Annotated in this window: 15 protein-coding genes; 7 read left to right on the top strand and 8 right to left on the bottom strand. The window is 62.0% G+C overall.

Annotated features, from left to right (window positions below; all coding sequences use genetic code 11):
* Positions 1 to 22: 22 nt before the first annotated feature.
* The gene (locus AD662_RS13310; protein WP_053179268.1) at positions 23 to 502 is read left to right on the top strand and encodes a hypothetical protein; all 480 of its coding nucleotides are present in this window, start codon (positions 23 to 25) and stop codon (positions 500 to 502) included.
* A 16-nt stretch (positions 503 to 518) separates the two neighbouring features.
* Here AD662_RS13310 and AD662_RS13305 read toward each other — a convergent pair whose 3' ends face one another.
* Entirely contained in the window at positions 519 to 1,841 is a 1,323-nt protein-coding gene (locus AD662_RS13305; RefSeq protein WP_053187854.1) for a sigma-54 interaction domain-containing protein, read from the bottom strand.
* A 227-nt stretch (positions 1,842 to 2,068) separates the two neighbouring features.
* On the opposite strand from AD662_RS13305, the gene AD662_RS13300 reads away from it, so the two are divergent.
* From AD662_RS13300 to AD662_RS13280, 5 genes are read left to right on the top strand one after another with little or no spacing between them, the layout of a single operon-like run.
* Positions 2,069 to 2,947 (top strand): MBL fold metallo-hydrolase, encoded by an 879-nt coding sequence (locus AD662_RS13300; RefSeq protein WP_053187851.1) that lies wholly within the window; start codon positions 2,069 to 2,071, stop codon positions 2,945 to 2,947.
* 44 nt (positions 2,948 to 2,991) lie between these two features.
* On the top strand, positions 2,992 to 4,662 hold the full coding sequence (locus tag AD662_RS13295; protein WP_053187848.1) for a bifunctional protein tyrosine phosphatase family protein/NAD(P)/FAD-dependent oxidoreductase: 1,671 nt from the start codon (positions 2,992 to 2,994) through the stop codon (positions 4,660 to 4,662).
* Positions 4,663 to 4,690: 28 nt separating this feature from the next.
* Complete coding sequence (locus AD662_RS13290) at positions 4,691 to 5,494, top strand: sulfite exporter TauE/SafE family protein (RefSeq protein WP_053187998.1); 804 nt, start codon at positions 4,691 to 4,693, stop codon at positions 5,492 to 5,494.
* A gap of 42 nt (positions 5,495 to 5,536) precedes the next feature.
* Positions 5,537 to 5,971 carry a YeeE/YedE family protein gene (locus AD662_RS13285; protein ID WP_053187845.1) on the top strand — a complete coding sequence of 145 codons (435 nt, stop codon included), beginning with the start codon at positions 5,537 to 5,539 and terminating at the stop codon, positions 5,969 to 5,971.
* A gap of 2 nt (positions 5,972 to 5,973) precedes the next feature.
* Entirely contained in the window at positions 5,974 to 6,393 is a 420-nt protein-coding gene (locus AD662_RS13280) for a DUF6691 family protein (protein WP_053187842.1), read from the top strand.
* An 819-nt stretch (positions 6,394 to 7,212) separates the two neighbouring features.
* On the opposite strand, the gene AD662_RS13275 is transcribed toward AD662_RS13280, so the two are convergent.
* Genes AD662_RS13275 through AD662_RS13245 form a run of 7 tightly spaced genes read right to left on the bottom strand, consistent with a single transcriptional unit; the run spans position 7,213 to position 13,507 of the window.
* Positions 7,213 to 8,580: a sensor histidine kinase gene (locus AD662_RS13275; RefSeq protein ID WP_053187840.1), complete on the bottom strand. Its 1,368-nt coding sequence runs from the start codon at positions 8,578 to 8,580 to the stop codon at positions 7,213 to 7,215.
* The gene (locus AD662_RS13270; RefSeq protein ID WP_014338527.1) at positions 8,577 to 9,239 is read right to left on the bottom strand and encodes a response regulator; all 663 of its coding nucleotides are present in this window, start codon (positions 9,237 to 9,239) and stop codon (positions 8,577 to 8,579) included. The genes AD662_RS13275 and AD662_RS13270 overlap by 4 nt, the downstream gene beginning before the upstream one ends.
* An 11-nt stretch (positions 9,240 to 9,250) precedes the next feature.
* The gene (locus tag AD662_RS13265) at positions 9,251 to 9,895 is read right to left on the bottom strand and encodes a tetratricopeptide repeat protein (RefSeq protein ID WP_053187837.1); all 645 of its coding nucleotides are present in this window, start codon (positions 9,893 to 9,895) and stop codon (positions 9,251 to 9,253) included.
* Entirely contained in the window at positions 9,892 to 10,701 is an 810-nt protein-coding gene (locus tag AD662_RS13260) for an SDR family oxidoreductase (protein WP_018602101.1), read from the bottom strand. The genes AD662_RS13265 and AD662_RS13260 overlap by 4 nt, the downstream gene beginning before the upstream one ends.
* Complete coding sequence (locus AD662_RS13255) at positions 10,688 to 11,362, bottom strand: iron-containing redox enzyme family protein (protein ID WP_018602099.1); 675 nt, start codon at positions 11,360 to 11,362, stop codon at positions 10,688 to 10,690. Before AD662_RS13255 ends, AD662_RS13260 begins: the two co-directional genes overlap by 14 nt.
* Complete coding sequence (locus tag AD662_RS13250) at positions 11,359 to 12,840, bottom strand: AMP-binding protein (RefSeq protein WP_053187834.1); 1,482 nt, start codon at positions 12,838 to 12,840, stop codon at positions 11,359 to 11,361. Before AD662_RS13250 ends, AD662_RS13255 begins: the two co-directional genes overlap by 4 nt.
* Positions 12,830 to 13,507, bottom strand: a complete 678-nt coding sequence (locus AD662_RS13245) for a thermostable hemolysin (RefSeq protein WP_053179246.1) — start codon at positions 13,505 to 13,507, stop codon at positions 12,830 to 12,832. The genes AD662_RS13250 and AD662_RS13245 overlap by 11 nt, the downstream gene beginning before the upstream one ends.
* A 247-nt stretch (positions 13,508 to 13,754) precedes the next feature.
* On the opposite strand from AD662_RS13245, the gene AD662_RS13235 reads away from it, so the two are divergent.
* Positions 13,755 to 15,461, top strand: a complete 1,707-nt coding sequence (locus tag AD662_RS13235) for an amidase (protein WP_018602091.1) — start codon at positions 13,755 to 13,757, stop codon at positions 15,459 to 15,461.
* The last annotated feature ends 459 nt before the right edge of the window (positions 15,462 to 15,920 follow it).

Here is a 15,920-nt window from a genome sequence, read left to right as displayed (position 1 = left end):
CCACCCCGCAAGGACCTGAACCATGAACGCATCCAGACTCGCCGCCATCGCTCTGACCGCGGTGCTTTTCCCCACGCTGACCTTTGCCCAGCAAGCCACCGACGCCGCCAAGCCGACGCCGCCATCGATGAGCATTGAACAATTTGATCAGCAGATGGCGAAGGCCCAGGAAAACCTGAAGAAAATGCAGGAGCAAATGAGCCTGATCCAGAAAACCAGCGATCCGGCGCAACGCCAGAAACTCATGCAAGATCACCAGGCCATGATGCAGCAAGGCATGCAGATGATGAATGGGATGATGGGCGGCGGCATGATGGGCGGCCACATGAAGGGGCACGGCCCGATGATGGGTTGGAAACAAATGGGCAACCACTATTCCCAGATGACGCCCGAGCAGATGAAGCAGCACCAGTACATGATGGACAACTACATGGGCATGCAGCAAATGATGATGGAGCAGATGATGCAGCATCAGCAGAATATGGGCACGCCAGCTCCCTAGATCTGTCTCCCGACGATCAGGCCAGGCCCTGCTCCTTCAACCGCCTGTATAACGTGCGCTCACTCACGCCCAGGTGCCTGGCCAGTTCGCGGCGGGTGCCTTTGAAAGTGGCCACGAGCTTTTCCAGATCCCTGCTGTCGGGCCCAGGCATCACGGCTGGGGCGGACAACGCCACGGGGGTCGCGGGCAGATGCAAGGCGTGAATGACACCGTCATCGGCAAACAGCGCAGCCCTTTCCAGGACATTGCGCAGCTCGCGGATATTGCCCGGCCAGGCAAACCGCTGCAATTGCATCAGCGCTTCGGGATCGATGGTCAGCCGACGCTTACCAATGCCGGAACGTTGCAGGAACGAATCCACCAACAAACCGATGTCTTCAAGGCGATGCCGCAAGGGCGGTAAATGGATGGGAAAAACGCTGATGCGGTAGTACAGGTCCTGCCTGAACTCGCCTTTCTCGAGCATTTTCTCCAACGGCTTATGGGTCGCGGCCACCAACCTGAAGTCCGCGTGCAGGGTTTCCACACTGCCGACACGACGATAGGTTCCAGACTCGATCAGTCGCAACAGCTTCACCTGCATGGCCAGGGGAACGTCGCCTATCTCATCGAGAAACAGCGTACCGCCCTGGGCCGTCTCCACCAGGCCCACCTTGCGCACGGTGGCGCCGGTAAACGCGCCCTTCTCATGACCGAACAGCTCGCTCTCGAACAAGGTTTCGGTCAACCCGGAGCAATCGACCACGACAAAAGGCCCCGCGGCCCGCTCACTGGTTTCATGGACGGCGCGGGCAAACAGCTCCTTACCGGTGCCGGACTCTCCCAGCAGCAGGACCGGTAACATCGAGGGCGCTACCCGCTGCAGTTCCAACAGTGCCTGATTAAAGGCCGGCGAACTGCCCACCAGCCCCTCATTACTGGGCCGGGCCGATGCGCTACGCACCTGGGTAAGACGTTCCACATAAGCGCTGATGACGCCATGCTCATTGAGGATCGGGCGCAGTTCCACGTCGACGTGTTCGGGCCCGCGCGGGGTGTGATGAATGTGCAAGACCCGATCCGGGCCGCGCATCTCCCTGGCCTTTTTCATCGGACAGTGCTCACCGGCCTGGTCACAAGGCACATCGTAGTGATGGGAAATCCGATAACACTTGTGGCCAATGAACGGTTTATCGGCGCTGCCGAACTGACGCAGGTAAGCCGTGTTCGCCGCCAGAATGTTGTAATCGGGATCGAGGACGATCATCGGCTGGGGCTCGTGCTCCAGAAACGAGACCAGGGATTGCACCTGGTCTGGATGTGGAAGCAGGTCTTGGGTAGGCGGCAGGCTGTGTGTCATCGCGGCTCCAGTGATTCATCCAGCAAGGGTGACACTGCCACTATGCCAACAAACGCTGCCAATGGCAGTGCAATTGTCTGGAGATTGTGATGCGCCTTGCCAGCACCCACGAATTTAAATGAATAAAATCATAATGTTATCCATCTAAATCGCTCCCAGAATCAACATGGCAGCATTATTGCTGTGTCTGTCCCTCAAGCGGCCGATAGCCCCGAAGGAGACCGTTCATGACCGTAAAACCGTACGTCGAAGGATTTTTCGATCCTGAGACCCACACTGTCAGCTATCTGGTGCTGGACGAAGCGACCCGCCAGTGCGCGTTGATCGACAGCGTCCTGGATTACGATCCCAAATCAGGCCGTACCACAACCACCTCGGCCGACAAGCTGATGACCCGGGTGATCGAGCTGGGGGCGAAGGTCGAATGGATTCTTGAAACCCACGTTCATGCCGACCACCTCACCGCCGCCCCGTACCTGAAGGAAAAACTCGGTGGCACGATAGGGATCGGCAGCCAGATTACCGCCGTGCAGGAAGTCTTTGGCACGCTGTTCAACATAGGTGGGGAGATGCCCCGCGATGGCAGTCAGTTCGACCATTTGTTTGTCAATGACGAGTCATTCACGGTCGGTACGCTGCAATGCCGTGCGCTCCACACACCGGGCCACACCCCCGCCTGCATGACGTATGTCATCAGCCACGGCCAGGAAACGGCGGCATTCGTTGGCGACACCTTGTTCATGCCCGACTACGGTACCGCACGGTGTGACTTCCCCGGTGGCAACGCGCATGCCTTGTTCCGATCCATCAACAAGGTCTTGAGCCTGCCGGCCAACACCCTCCTCTACACCTGTCACGATTACCAACCGGATGGCCGCGAGGTGCAATTTTCCAGCACCGTCGCCGAGCAACGTACCGACAATGTCCACGTCCGTAACGGCATCAGTGAAGAAGCATTCGTGACGATGCGCACCCAGCGCGATGCCTCGCTGGACATGCCGACGCTCATCCTGCCATCGGTCCAGGTCAACATGCGGGCCGGGCATTTCCCGGAGCCGGAATCGAACGGCACGCGCTACCTGAAAATCCCGCTCAATCGGCTCTGACGCCCCCGCCCCCCATAAGAAAAACAGTCATCACGGAGACAGTCATGGACATCCGCCACCTTGCGTCCGGCCTCTCGATATCAGGGCAGATTCATCCCGAACAATTGAGTGAGATCAAAAACAGCGGCTTTCGCGCCATCATCTGTAACCGCCCAGATGGTGAAGGCAGCGATCAACCTTTGTTTGCCGACATCCAGCGTGCGGCACAGGCAATGGGCATCGAAGCGCACTACCTTGCCGCAGAGTCCGGCAAGGTGACCGACGAACAGGGCGTTGCCTTCGGCAAATTGTTCGAGTCCTTGCCCAAGCCCGTGTTGGCGTATTGCCGCTCCGGCATGCGCTCGACCACGATGTGGGCACTGTCCCAGGCCGGCCAGCAGCCCTTGCCACAGATTGTCGAAACAGCCAGCAAAGCCGGCTTCGACATGAAAGGCGTCATTCGCAGAATTGCCAACGAAGGACGCACGCCTGTTGGCGTGGCCGAAGCCCGGCATGCCGTGGTCATTGTCGGCGGCGGCGCGGCGGGCATCGCGGCAGCGTCAAGCCTATTGGCCCGCGAGCCGGGCCTGGACATTGCCATTATCGACCCGGCGGATGTGCATTATTACCAGCCCGGCTGGACCCTCGTCGGCGGTGGCGTCTTCGACGCACACAAAACGGCCCACACGATGGGCGCGACCATTCCCCGGGGCGTACATTGGATCAAGGCGGCAGTGGCTGCCTTCGAACCTGAAAACGACGCCATTATTCTCGATGGATGCCGCATGGTCCGCTACGAGCAGTTGATCGTGTGCCCGGGCCTTAAACTGGATTGGCATGCCATAGAAGGCTTACCGCAGACACTGGGGCGCAACGGCGTCACCTCGAACTATCTGTACCACCTGGCCCCCTACACCTGGGAACAGGTGCAGCAACTGCGCAGTGGCCGGGCGATTTTCACGCAGCCCCCCATGCCGATCAAATGCGCCGGGGCCCCTCAAAAAGCAATGTACCTGTGCGCCGACCACTGGAGGCGCCAAGGCGTACTCGACGATATCGAGATCGACTTCTGCAGCGCCGGGACAGTCCTGTTCGGCGTTCCCGACTACGTGCCGGCCCTGATGGAATACGTCCGCGCCTATGGAATCGACCTGAATTTCGGCAGCACGCTAACGTCGGTCGATGGACCGGCACAAACGGCGACCTTCAGGTGCGTCAAGGTCGATGGCAGTACTCACCTGGTGACGCACGACTTCGACCTGCTGCATGTGGTACCTCCCCAGGTGGCGCCGGATTTTATCCGTGTAAGTCCTCTGGCCGATGGGGCGGGCTGGATCGATGTCGACCCCGACAGCTTGCGGCATAAAACCTGGGCGAATATTCACGCATTGGGCGATGCGACCAATACCAGCAACGCAAAAACCGCAGCGGCGGCGCGCAAGCAGGCGCCCGTGGTCGCCCATAATGTGCTGGCGGCCATGGGCAAGACCAAGGGCAGCGCCCATTACGACGGCTACGGTTCCTGCCCGCTGACCGTGGAACGGGGCAAGGTCGTTCTCGCTGAATTCACCTACGGCGGCAAGCTCGCCCCCAGCTTCCCATCCTGGCTGATCGACGGTACTCGGCCTTCGAGACTCGCCTGGCTACTTAAAGAGCGCATTCTTCCACCGCTGTACTGGAAAGCCATGCTCAAGGGCCGTGAATGGCTGGCAAAACCTGAACTGGCGGACCTATGAAATCAAACCTCTGCTCCAGGAGACCGAGATGATTACCGTCCTGGTACTGGGCTTTTCGGTGGGCGTGATCCTGGCGCTGACCGGTGCTGGCGGCGGCATACTCGCCGTCCCGTTCCTGGTTTTTGGCGTGGGCATGGGCATGGCCGAAGCCGGGCCCATTGGTTTGCTGGCGGTGGGCCTGGCCGCCACCCTGGGCGCCGTAATGGGCCTGCGCAATGGCATCGTGCGCTACAAGGCCGCACTGCTGACGGCCAGTGCGGGGGTCATCTGCTCGCCATTGGGCCTTTGGTTGGCGCAGCGCACGCCCAACCGCCCGCTGACGATCCTGTTTGCCTTGTTGCTCATGTACGTGGCGTTCCGGGCCTTTCAAAAATCACTGCCCACTCGTGTCGAGACAAAGGCATCCGCCGCGCGTAAACCACCGCCCTGTGTCCTGGACGAAAATCGCGGCAAGCTGAACTGGACCGGCCCTTGTGCGTGGGCGCTCACGGCTTCGGGCACGGTCGCCGGGGTTCTATCCGGTTTGCTCGGCGTCGGCGGTGGTTTCGTCATGGTTCCGGCGCTCCAGCGGTACACCAATTTGACCACCCAGTCGGTGCTCGCCACGTCGCTGACCGTCATCGCTTTGGTTTCCATGTCAGGGGTGCTGGCGAGTTCGGCGACGGGCCACCTGCAATGGCCAATAGCGCTACCCTTTTCCATGGGGGCCATCGTCGGCATGCTCGGCGGGCGCCTGGTCGCTGCCAGGTTACCGGAACCCTATCTGCAAAGAGGCTTCGCCCTTGTGTCCACGCTGGTAGCGGTCGCCCTGCTGGTAAAGGTCCTGGGTTGAATCACGTAGTGGAATATCAACGATGTGTAGCGGAGAACGCTGATGAACATTGATTGGCTCAACTTTACGCCGTGGTCATCCCTGGCCGGCGGCATGTTGATCGGCTTGGCGGCCAGCCTGTTCGTGGTTGCCAACGGCCGGATCGCCGGCATCAGTGGGCTGATCGGCAGCCTACTGCAGCGTGGCAGCGAAGGCCTGGGCGAGAAGGTCCTGTTTCTCCTGGGCCTGCTCGTCGCGCCGCTGTTATGGGGCGTGTTTGCCACCTTGCCGTCGATCGAGTTCCAGAACGGCTGGTTCGGCCTCGCTGTCGCCGGCCTGTTGGTGGGGGTCGGCACTCGTTACGGTTCGGGCTGCACCAGTGGCCATGGCGTGTGTGGCCTATCGCGCCTTTCACCCCGCTCGATGGTCGCCACGGCGTGTTTCATGCTCAGCGGTTTCGCCACGGTATTTGTCCTGCGTCACGTGATGGGGGTTTGAACATGCGCAAACTGACGGCATTCATCGCCGGCCTGCTCTTTGGCCTCGGGCTGCTCCTGGCAGGCATGGCCAACCCGAAAAAAGTGTTGGGCTTCCTGGACCTGGCCGGCACTTGGGATCCGTCCCTGGCGCTGGTGATGATCGGGGCGATTGGCACCGCCATCGTCCCCCTGGCCTGGGCGCGCCAACAGACTCAGTCGTTGCTGGGCAGCCCCATGCAGTTGCCGGTCAAGCGAGAACTGGACCCACGCCTGATTGGCGGCAGCCTGGTGTTTGGTATCGGCTGGGGCATCGCCGGCATCTGCCCTGGCCCTGCCGTGGCCATCCTGCTGACCGGACACTGGCAAGCCTTTGTGTTCATGCTGGCCATGTTGGCGGGCATGTTGTTGTTCACCGCTCTGGAAAACCGGCGCAACAGCTGATCGGGAATTCACCGTCATGCCCCGCTCACAACCCGGCGCATTTGACGTTGTCATCATCGGTGGGCGCAATGTTGTTCATTTAAGAAAGTGGAGAATCCGTGGCGAGGGAGCTTGCTCCCGCTTGAGTGCGAAGCGCTCACAAGGCTGCACGGTAGCGAAAAGGTTCAATTTCCACGGAAATGTGATTGCCCAGAATCTATGGCCAACTATCAGACCGCCTTCGCGAGCAAGCTCGCTCCCACAATTGGACCGGAGTACGACCGGACGAGCCAGGTCGGCTACTAGGCCGCCTCGGCGTGGACGTTGATCTCGGGCGCCCCGTTAACCACGATGGCCGAACGCAGGCATTGCGCAGTGGGCATCCCGGCATGGATGCCGGGTTAGCCGCGCTGGGCCATGGATGGCCCTTCGCGGCGGCCCACGGAGCAATGCCGGAGTGAGGGCACACCGAGCCTAGGCGAGGTGCCGAGTGGTGGGGCAAAAGCGTTTTGCTTACTTTTGCGCTTCTCAAAAGTGAGCCGCCGTCAGGGCGGAACCCTAAGTGGCCGTTACCGCAGCGATGGATATGTACTCGGCCATAATCCTGGCCAGCTGTCAGACTGACTTCGCGAGCAAGCTCCTACCCAAAAACTCAGGTATCTGATCTTCTAAATAGATTCCAAGGCGCAGGCTACACAGTGGCGAAAGGGTTCACTCTCCTATACGTGGTCACAGCATGCCGTGCCAACAACAGCCTTGAGTGAACAGCATTACTGGTGGTGATAATTCAGGGGCACCGATTCTGGCCCCGAAAAAAAGTCATGGCGCCGGGAACGTCATTCAAAAGCGCCCTATTTCCAAGGTCGCGCACAACCCACCTTCGACTCGATTTTCCAGCCGGACCTGGCCTCCCAGGCGTTCGGCGATGGTGCGTACAATCGTCAGCCCCAACCCCGCCCCTTGGTCATTGCCGCGGCTGTAGAACCGTTCGAATAGCCGCTCACGCTCGGCCTCGTCGATACCCGGCCCCTGGTCTTCGACGGACAGCTCGTAGTGATCCCCCTTCCTCGCCAGGCGTACGGTGATCGTGCCCTTGGCCGGCGAAAAATTGGCCGCGTTGGTCACCAGGTTGTTCAAGGCGATATCGATGGCCACCGGGTCGATTCGAACCGGGCCGATGTCATCGCTGACATCCAGCACCGGCTCGAGTCCCTTGCTCAACAACCAGGGCGTCAGTTGAACCAGGCTCGCACGCACCGTGGCGGGCAGGTCGATGAGCGCAGGCGTCGGAACACCTGCCTGCGGTTCGAGCCGCGCCATGGTGAGCAGTTGATTGACCAAACGCGTGGTGCGATCGACGCCAGCGAGCAGGTGTTCCAGGGACTCGCGACGGCTTTGCTCGCTCCCCGCCTCCATCAGGTTCTGTGCATGCACCCGCAACACGGCCAAGGGCGTACGCATTTCATGGGCGGCGTCGGCAATGAAACGCCGCTCACGGCCCATCACCTCCTGGATCTGCGCCAATACACGGTTGAGGGCCGCCTGCATGGGCTCAAGCTCCGTAGGGAGCGGCATCATTTGCAGGGGTTCCAGCGAGCCGGGATGCCTGGCGCGCAACTTCGCCGCCATATCGACCAGGGGTTTGAGGCCCCAGCCGATGGCCAGCCAGATCACTGCGGCAAGCACCACGCTGCCAATCAGATTGGGGATGACGGTGTGACGAACAATGCGATCGACCAGGTCGGCACGCACGTCATCACGCTCGCCCACCCAGATCTTCAAGCCATATTGCGCGTCGTCCAGGACGAACGCCCGCCACTTACGGTTTTTCTGGTCCACAACCTCACTGAAGCCAGGCGCGCTCGGCGGTGAGGTGAACGACGGTGCGCTGGACGTATGCACCAACACCGAACCTTGTGAGTTCCAGACCTGGAAAGCGATCTTGCTTTCATAGGGATGACCGTCGACTTTGGGCACTGCCTGCCCCAACGCCGAATTGAACGCCTGATACAGTTCGGCGTGCTCCTTGCTCGCCATCGGCATGCGCATCACGCCCTGCAACAGCCGGGCATTCTGCGCCAACTGGGCATCGTAGACCTCGGCGATTTCGTGGTTGCTGTCATGCAGGTTGAATACGGTGATGATCAACAGGCCAAGAAACAGCAGGCCGAGGATCAACGTGAGCGTACGCCGCCGGATCGAACTCATCGACGCTCCTCCACCAGGTAACCGACACCACGAATGGTGCGGATCAGGTCGGTGGAGAATTTCTTGCGCAGGTGATGGATGTGCACTTCCAGCGTGTTGCTCTCGGCTTCCTCGCTCCAGCCGTAGAGCAACTGCATCAGATGATCGCGAGTCATGACGCGGCCCGGCGGCGAGAGCAGTTCATGGAGCAGTTGATATTCCTTGGGGGTCAGGGCCACCGGCTTGCCCTGGTAACTGACTTGCTGGGTAACGGGGTTCAGGCTGATGCCGGCATGTTCGATCAACGCCTGGGCGCGGCCGGCGCTGCGGCGCAACAAGGCCCGCAGCCGGGCCTTGAGCTCCGCCAGGTCGAAGGGCTTGACCAGATAATCATCGGCCCCGGCGTCCAACCCGGCGATGCGATCCTCGGTGGCATCGCGGGCGGTGAGGATCAGCACCGGCAGGTTGGAGCCACTGTCACGCAAGCGCCGCAACACTTGCAGGCCGTCCATGCGTGGCAAGCCAAGGTCAAGCACCGCCAGGTCGAAAGTTTCACTGAGCAGCGAATGCAAGGCGCTGCTGCCGTCCTGTACCCAGTCGACGGTATAGCCTTCGCGACTCAAGGCCTGATGGATGCCCTCGCCCAAGGCCACGTCGTCCTCGATCAGTAATAAACGCACATGCGCTCCTGTCAGTTGAGTTGCTTGTTCACATCCACCAGTAACGCGTCGATCTCCTTGCGGCGTCCGGCATCGGCCGTTTCCCGACCCGGCCGCGGCGCTGCCTGCAAGGCTTTTTGCAGCGCTGCCTTGGCTTCGCTGTAGCGCTTCTGACGGTAGAGGTGATCGCCCCAAAAGTACAGGCTGTCAATGCCGTTCGGGTTGAGTTGCAAAGCCTGCTGGAGCAATTGCTCGGCCTTGTCCGAGTCGCCAAAACCCAGGGGCCAGCCCGGCACCCGGTCGTAGAGTGCGCCGAGGCTGGTGTAGGCCGAGCCTTGCAGGGCCTTGGGGTCCAGGGTCAGGGCTTTTTCCAGGTCACCCTTGGCATCCTTGACCTTGCCCAACGCACCGATCCCACCCTTGGCACCGGCCCAACTGCTGTTGACGATGCCAGACCAGATCCACGCTTCAGCCACCGATTGGCGCTCCTGCTTGAACGCCGATGCCTGGACGGCGAGTTTTTCGAACGCATCGGCGCGTTGGCTTTCGGGCACTTCATATTGAATGTGGGCCCAGCTCTGCTGGATGTCGCTGAGACGTTGCTGGTCGGCCGCTTCCAAGGCCCAGACGCTTTGGCTCAGTGTGCCGATCAATAGGTAAGCGAGGACTTTTTTCATGGCTTGAGGTGCTCGTTTTCAGGTTTGTGACTGAGGCGGCGCACCAGCGGCAATTGCTTGCGCAGGCCACGGTCCACCAGGTTGGGCAGCAGGCTGTTGAGGCCGACGAAAAAGCGTTCGGGCCAACCCAGATACAGCTCGCGACGGTCGCCGATAATCGCGTGGATCACCGCCGCCGCCACGGTTTTCGGGTCGTCGACGTTGGCCTTGAGAGCCTGGTTGAGCGCATCGGCCGCCGGGCTGTTCATCGAGGTACGGGTGGCCCGGGGCGCTACGTAGAGCACCCCGACACGGGTATCGGCCAACTCCCGGCGCAAGGCTTCGGAAAAACCGCGCAAGGCAAACTTGCTGGCGCAGTAGCTGGCATAGCCCGGGTAACCGATTGATCCATAGGTCGAGCCGACGTTGACCACCATCGCGCTGTCAGCCTGCTTGAGCAGTGGCAAGAGCAGTTTGGTCAGGCAGATCGGCGCGCTGATGTTCAGCGCCAGCATGGCGTTGATCTCGCTGTCGTCGAGCTGTTCGAGCATGGCGAAGTGGTTCACGCCGGCGGCATTGATCAGCAGGTTGATGCCGCCCTGGGCCTCGGCGGCGACCAGCACTTTGCGCCGGTCGGCGAGGAAGGTCAGGTCGGCTTCGACCCAGCTCAAGTGCTGCGGATAACGCTCCAGCAACGGCTGCAAGGCTTCGCGACGCCTGGCCACGGCCAGTACCCGCGCGCCACTGGCGCACAGGGCGGCGGCGATGGCCTGGCCGATTCCGCCGCTGGCGCCGGTCAGCACGACACGCGCATCACACAGGCGCATGTTCGTGCTCCCCGTCGCGCGGCAGGCCGCGGAACATGTCGGTGTACAACCGGTACACCACCTTGGAGGCATGGATCACCGCAGCCTGGTCCGCCGGATCGTCCAGCCGGTTCATCAGGCCGCGATAGGTCTGCATATGCCCGATGTCGAGCGATCCATGGGAGCTGAGGTAGCTGAACGCCGTGGGCGGCAATTCCAGGCGCTGACGGATGCTGTCAGCGGCATGGGTCGCCAGGGCGATACTGGTGCCCTCCAGCACATTGACCATGCCGAACAGGCCTACCGGGTTGCCTCGGGCGATCAAGTCATAGAGGTAACTGACCATCAGTTCGATGGGCAACGAGGGCTGGCCGTTGCGCACCGCCTCCTTATCGCCACCGCACACGGCGATGTCATCCAGCACCCATTGCTCGTGGCCGTACTCTTCGTCGATGTATTCACACACGGCCTTGCGCAGCCATTCCAGGTGCGTTGGCAGGCGCGCCCCGCAAGCCATCATCAACGGTACGGTATGGCGCACGTGGTAATACGCCTGGATCAGGAAGCCCCGGTAACTGGCCAGGCTGACCTGGCCGTTGAGGGCGTCGCGGATGATTGGCAGATTGAACAGGGTCTGGCGTTCTTGCTGGGTGGCTTCTTGCAACGTGTCAAAAAAACTCATGATGGGGATTCCTCGGACAAGACAGATGAAGTGAGCTGCGCGCGGTAATGCTCGACGATGGCCTCCCGGCGTGGCCGGCCATTGGCGGTGAGCAGGCCATTGCCAGCGCTGAAGGGTTGGTCCAGACGCGTCCAGCGATGGACCCGTGCGTAATCGGGCAGCGTGTCGTTGGCCTTGGCCACGGCCAACTCCAGCGCTTGATCGGTACAGTTGGCGCGGGCGGGCCAGAGCAGCGCATGGTTGTGCGGCATGGCTTCGCCATAAACGAAGGCCTGGGCAATGTCACTGCCCTGGGTGAGTTCGGCTTCAACCCATTCGGGGTTCACGTTGCGACCGAAACTGGTCACGAACTGGTGCTTCTTGCGCCCGCGCAGGTAAAGGAAACCGTCTTCGTCGAACTCACCCAGGTCACCGCTGGGCCACCATTCGCTGGTGTGCGGTGGCTCACCCAGGTAACCGAGCAGCGTCGAGCCCTTGATCAGGACTTCGCCGTCATCGGCCAAGCGCACCTCCACATGGGGCAGCGGCTGGCCGACACTGCCGGCACGATGAGTCTGTGGCCGATTGAGGCAGACCACCGAGGCGCATTCCGACAGCCCATAGCCTTCAAACACCGCCAGGCCAACCCGCCGGGCTCGCTGCAACAAATCGTGGGACACCCGTGCCCCGCCAACGGCGGCAAATCGCACGAGGTGCGGGTTGAACAGCTTCTGTTCGGCGGCCGTGACCAACATCAACAGCAGTTGCGGAACCAGGATCAGGCTGTGCGCCCGACGCGCCGCCAGGCATCCCAGCAGGCGCACCGGGTCGACCCCGCTGGCGCCCTGGATGCCGAGGGTCTTCTGGCTGGGCAGGCTCAGCATGGCACCGGCATACAACGCCGCGTAGCAGCCAAGGTTTTCCAGCAGAATCGCCAGGGGCAGCAACGCCAGGTGATGCCTGGCCTCGACCGGTTGGCTGGCCTGCTCCAGTTCACGGGCCACCCGCAACAGGCTGTCGGCGCTCAGGCAGACACCTTTGGGCGTGCCGGTGGTACCGGAGGTGAACGTCAGCTTGGCGGTGCCGGCCGGCAGACGGCTCGGTCCGTCGAAGTGCCGCCGCCAGAACTCGCCACTGTGCTGGTATCCGGCAGCTTGCAGTTCCGCTTCGAACGCAGGCTCGGCAATCACTCGCTCGGCCTGGCTCTGTTCCAGGCAGTGCCGACGTTGAGCCTGGCTGAAAAACCCGGGCAGGAAGACGCAGGTCAGCCCTTCGAACAGTGCGGCAAGGTCCCAGAGCATCGCTTCGATGCCATTGTCCAGGGCCAGGGCGACAACACTGATGTGTTCATCGCGCAGGCGTTGCTGGCGGTACACCACTTCGGAATAAAGTGTCGCGTAGTCGAGCTGCGAGCCGTCGCCCCACAGTGCCACGGCATGGCCCCTGCGCTCGGCATGACCACGCAGGGTGCGCTTGAAGCGTTCCATTTCAGGCGACATGGCTGGTTTCTCCGAGGTCCGTCGGCAGTCCCAGGCGATTGAACAGGCCGCTATTGCGCAGATGAATGAAACCGGCGCGGATGTTCCCGACATGAACCCACGGCTGGCTTTCGTAGTAGCGACCCCACAGGTGGCGGTCCTCGCCGAGGCGCTGCGGGTCGGCCGGGCACAGGGTCACGGGCTTGAGGCCCAGGCGATGGAAGCTGTTGACCAGGCCGATGTTGCCGGTGAACGCGACCCACTCCAGGCCGCCCATGGCCAACAGATATGTGATCGCGATGATGCTCAGCCGGGCGCTCCCCGTGTCGCTGGCGGCCAGGTTGCCGACCTCGACAATGCCGGCGCGATCCACCGCACGGTCGGCGGCGGCGCTGATCAAGGGCTCGATGGGGCTGTCCAGATAACGCTCGAGAAACAGCGCCCCCTGAGCGGCCCGGCGCACACCAGCGGCTGCGCAGAGCGTGCCGTGGACATCGTCGAGCCCGAACAGCTGCGGCATGAAGTGACGAATATCGGCGCCGTGGACCTGGCGAAAACGCTGCTGGATGAACGCCTCGAGCTCAGCTCGCCGAGGTTGTCCCGGCAAAGCCCGGTGCAAGTGGCGAACCGGCGGGCCGGCGTCGCCAAAGGCCAGCGGCAGATGGATGTTCCAGTCGAAATCGGGCATGGGTCAACGTTCTCCCTCGGGCTATTGGGAGAAAGTATCGGGGCCGTTTCTTAACGAAGTCTGAAGGTGGCAAATTTGGGTTCGTTCGACAAATAGTCCGGTCAAACCGGAGCTGCCCTTGATCGTTTTTCCGTAGTACAGTAGGCAAAACCCGATAAATATCCACTTTGAGATGACCCTGACGTGCCAGGCCCCAACCTCAACGGCCCCGCACACCCCGTCATCCTCCTGCCGCGGCGGTAACTGCATGATCGACATCACCGAAGTTTCCATTGCCCAACTGCGCGCCGCGCTGGAGTCGGGCCAGACCACGGCGGTAGCGCTTGTCCAGGCTTACCTCGCCAGGATCGATGCCTACGACGGCCCCGATACGCCCACAGCCCTCAACGCGGTGGTGGTGCGCAACCCCGATGCATTGAAAGAAGCCCGGGCCTGCGATGCCCGTCGGGCCAACGGCCAGACCCTGGGGCCGCTCGACGGTATTCCCTACACGGCCAAGGACAGTTACCTGGTCAAGGGCCTCACCGCCGCTTCCGGCAGCCCGGCGTTCAAGGACCTGGTTGCTTATCGCGATGCGTTCACCATCGAACGGCTTCGCGCCGCCGGGGCCATTTGCCTGGGCAAGACCAACATGCCGCCCATGGCCAACGGCGGCATGCAGCGCGGGGTGTATGGGCGTGCGGAAAGCCCGTACAACGGCGACTACCTCACCGCACCCTTTGCCTCGGGCTCCTCGAACGGTGCGGGCACGGCAACTGCCGCCAGTTTCGCAGCGTTCGGCCTTGCCGAAGAAACCTGGTCGAGCGGGCGCGGTCCAGCGTCGAACAATGGCTTGTGCGCGTATACACCGTCACGCGGCGTGATCTCGGTGCGTGGCAACTGGCCGTTGACGCCGACGATGGACGTCGTCGTGCCCTACGCCAGGACCATGGCCGACCTGCTGGAAGTGCTGGACGTGGTGGTCGCCAATGACCCGGACACCCGTGGCGACCTGTGGCGCCTGCAACCCTGGGTGCCGATTCCGAGCGTCGACTCGGTTCGTCCGGCCTCGTATCCGAGCCTTGCCAGCCACCCAAATGCGCTGGCAGGCGTTCGGTTCGGCGTTCCTCGGATGTACATCAACGCCGACCCTGACGCAGGCACAGCCCAAGCCCCCGGCATCGGCGGCCCGACGGGGCAGCGAATCATCACCCGCGCTTCGGTGATCGAGCTCTGGGAGCAAGCGCGCAAGGCGCTTGAGGCCTGCGGCGCCGAAGTGGTCGAGGTGGATTTTCCCCTGGTGTCCAACTGCGAGGGCGATCGTCCTGGCGCACCCACGGTGTTCACCCGCGGCCTGGTTTCCAAAGAGTTCCTGCACCATGAGTTGTGGGACCTGTCGGCCTGGGCATTCGATGACTTCCTGCGGGCCAACGGTGATCCGAAGCTGAATCGCCTGGCCGACGTCGACGGACCGAAGATCTTCCCCCACGACCCGGGCACCCTGCCCAACCGAGAGGATGATCTGGCCGCCGGCATGGATGAGTACGTGAAGATGGCCCAGCGCGGCATCACGCCGTGGGACCAGATCCCGACCCTGCCCGACGGCCTGCGTGGGCTTGAAGAAACACGTCGAATCGATCTGGAGGACTGGATGGCGCGACTGGGCCTGGACGCGGTGATCTTCCCGACCGTCGCCGACGTCGGCCCGGCCGATGCTGACGTCAACCCGGTGTCTGCCGATATCGCCTGGAGCAACGGCGTCTGGGTCGCCAACGGCAACCTTGCCATCCGCCATCTGGGCGTGCCCACCGTCACCGTGCCGATGGGCGTCATGGCGGACATCGGCATGCCGGCCGGGCTGACGTTTGCCGGGCGTGCCTATGATGATTCGAAGCTGTTGCGATTGGCTTCGGCGTTTGAATCGATAGGTTCAAAACGCCTGGTCCCACCGCGGACGCCGCTGCTGTCGGCTTGATCGTTTAGCGGGTTTGGTCCTGGGGTCCTGGGGCTGCTACGCAGCCCAGCGGGAGCAAGCTCCCTCGCCACAAAAGCAGCGCTCGACTTCATTTTTGAGTACGGGCGCCCCCCGTGGCGAGGGAGCTTGCTCCCGCTGGACTGCGCAGCAGTCCCTAGACCGGCTCTACCACCCTGATTATTACGGCGCCTACTTTCGGGATTTCGATGGCAACAAGCTTTGCGTCTGTTGCCATGACTCGGTGTCGACTTAGTCGATCGTAATGCATGGCCTATGACCAGGCGGGGCGTTCAAGATAGCAAGATCGGTCGAGCGCGTTGTGCTTGTCAGCCTCATGCTGGTGTCCTCAAAGGGGGAAAACCATGACCGTCGAGTTTCCGCAAGTCTCCCGACTGGGAGCGCTGGAGTACGACGTTCAAGCCATTGAGGTAATCGTTTATTGGCGCTTTCGTTTCCTGC

The organism is Pseudomonas kilonensis, from assembly GCF_001269885.1.
Classification (GTDB): domain Bacteria; phylum Pseudomonadota; class Gammaproteobacteria; order Pseudomonadales; family Pseudomonadaceae; genus Aquipseudomonas; species Aquipseudomonas kilonensis.
Note: the sequence above shows the minus strand (reverse complement) of the source record. Positions and strands in the feature narration are given on the sequence as shown.